Annotated in this window: 2 protein-coding genes; both read right to left on the bottom strand. The window is 52.3% G+C overall.

Annotated features, from left to right (window positions below; genetic code table 11):
- Window positions 1-105: 105 nt before the first annotated feature.
- A complete protein-coding gene (locus tag BOW52_RS16610) occupies window positions 106-1437 on the bottom strand; it encodes a CmpA/NrtA family ABC transporter substrate-binding protein (protein WP_236725800.1) in 1332 nt (443 codons plus the stop codon).
- A gap of 684 nt (window positions 1438-2121) precedes the next feature.
- Window positions 2122-2289 carry an ANTAR domain-containing protein gene (locus BOW52_RS17620; RefSeq protein ID WP_078485202.1) on the bottom strand — a complete coding sequence of 56 codons (168 nt, stop codon included), beginning with the start codon at window positions 2287-2289 and terminating at the stop codon, window positions 2122-2124.
- Window positions 2290-2333: the final 44 nt, after the last annotated feature.

Genomic DNA, 2333 nt, shown 5'->3' on the forward strand with positions numbered 1-2333 from the left:
GACGCAGGCGTCACTCGTACTTGGGGTATGTAAGTCCTGCAGAATACGAGGCAAAGTGTGCCTCTTAATTAATTCATCCGTTAAACCGGGGGAGCCTCATTACGCTTAAACCTTGTCGCCACCCTTGAGTCCGATATCGAACTTCTTCAGATAGTCATTTGGTTTTTTGCCATCGTAGGTAATTCCATCGATGAAGTGAGTCTGTGGTGCGCGGAAGCCATCTTCACTGGCGAAGTTCGGGAACTCACTGGCTGCGATCTTGCCCTCTGCAATTAGCTCCTTGGCCGCCTGCGCATAGATGTCGGGACGGTAGACCTTCTTGGCAATATCCATGAACCAGCTATCGGGTTTCTGCTCGCCGATCTGTCCCCAGCGACGCATTTGCGTCAGGTACCAGATCGCATCGGAGTAGTAGGGGTAGGTGACGTTGTAGCGGAAGAAGACGTTGAAGTCTGGCACATCGCGCTTGTCACCCTTCTCATACTCAAAGGTACCGGTCATTGAGTTGGCGATAACATCGTAGTCGGCACCGACGTAGTTAGACTGTGAGAGGATCTTCACCGCCTCGGGACGGTTGGCGTTGTTCTTCTCATCGAGCCACTTGGCGGCACGAATCATCGCCTTCACCACACGGATGTGGGTGTTAGGGTTCTTGTCGGCCCAGCTCTTCGACACACCAAAGACCTTCTCCGGGTTGTCTTTCCAGATCTCGTAGTCGGTTACCACAGGTACACCGATTCCCTTAAAGACGGCCTGCTGGTTCCACGGCTCACCGACGCAGTAGCCGTAGATGGTGCCCGCCTCCATGGTGGAGGGCATCTGTGGCGGCGGGGTTACCGAGAGCAGTGCATCGGCATCAACGTTACCGCTGGTATCACCCTTTTCAGGTGCGTAGTAACCAGGATGGATTCCGCCGGCCGCGAGCCAGTAACGCAGCTCGTAGTTATGGGTCGAGACGGGGAAGACCATACCCATCTTGAATGGCTTACCCTCATCCTTGTACTTCTCTACAACCGGTTTGAGTGCATCGGCCTTGATCGGGTGAACCGGCTTGCCATCCTTGTGTGGTACATGCGGCTTCATCTGCTTCCAGATATCGTTGGAGACGGTGATCGCATTACCGTTTAGATCCATCGAGAAGGCGGTAATGATATGAGCCTGGGTACCGAAACCGATAGTCGCGCCGAGTGGTTGACCCGCCAGCATATGTGCACCATCGAGCTCACCATCAATGACACGATCGAGCAGCACCTTCCAGTTGGCCTGAGCCTCAAGGGTGACGTAGAGCCCCTCATCCTCGAAGTACCCCTTCTCATAAGCGATGGCGAGTGGTGCCATATCGGTCAGCTTGATGAACCCGAATTTCAGATCCTCTTTCTCAGGCTCCCTCACCTCGGCATGTGCAGCGCCTGTCATCAATGCACCGCTAGTCATCATGCCGGCACTCAGCAGCGCCACACTCAGCTTCTTCATAAAGGTACGACGCGGTTTCACCGAAACCTCAGAGACTGCATTAACCACCTGATCACGCTTTTCCATTAATTACTCCCAACTTTTATTACCCAAAAAACAGAAAAGGCGCCCACCACTACAGGTTAAGTATCTAACCTGTTGCGATGGACGCCTTTGCCCAATTCAACTTTGTATTGTCTCTTCCGCCTGTGCGTACCCGTCGTTGGGTCGCTGCTGCGGAAGCTGTCTGGCCCTCTTGGCCAATCAGTTATTTCTGATATTGCAACGCCTGTGCCAATGCCGCCAGATTTTCACAACCAATTGTTTTCAATTAAATTTACGAAACATATGAAAATAGTTGCGACGCTTGGGTGTCGGTTGGGTGCACAGCCCGCGCCCTAGAATTGCACCAAGAGCCTGGCTTCGCACAAGATCAGTGCAGAGAGTCTCACATCACTATTATTGGACTGCTGTAGTGCAATTCACTCGGTCACAGAGTGTCGAAGTCGTTCCCAACTCATCCGCATGCGCTTTTGATAATTCGATTATTTAATTTGTTCATAATATTTCTGCACGCTCTGTTTGAGAGTGACAACACAAAAAGAGGTCGGAGTGGTAACAACTGCCGCCGCTAGTTTAATAATTCCATTACAGAGATGACGTTACGCGCTACCTCAGCCAGTTTTTTCCCTGATCCATCGCCAGCTTGCGCAGAGCCTGGTGGGCCTCGTTCTCGCCCATTCCCTTCTTCTCCATCAGTAGTCCCTTGGCACGCTCAATCACTAGGGGAGTCGCTATTTTTGCGAGAGTTTGTTTTGGGCATCCAAGCCCAAGCAAACAGCAAAAACTTCACGCGACCGTTTATGCCTGCGGCGCCCCGA

It is taken from the genome of Solemya pervernicosa gill symbiont, from assembly GCF_002020875.1.
GTDB lineage: Bacteria > Pseudomonadota > Gammaproteobacteria.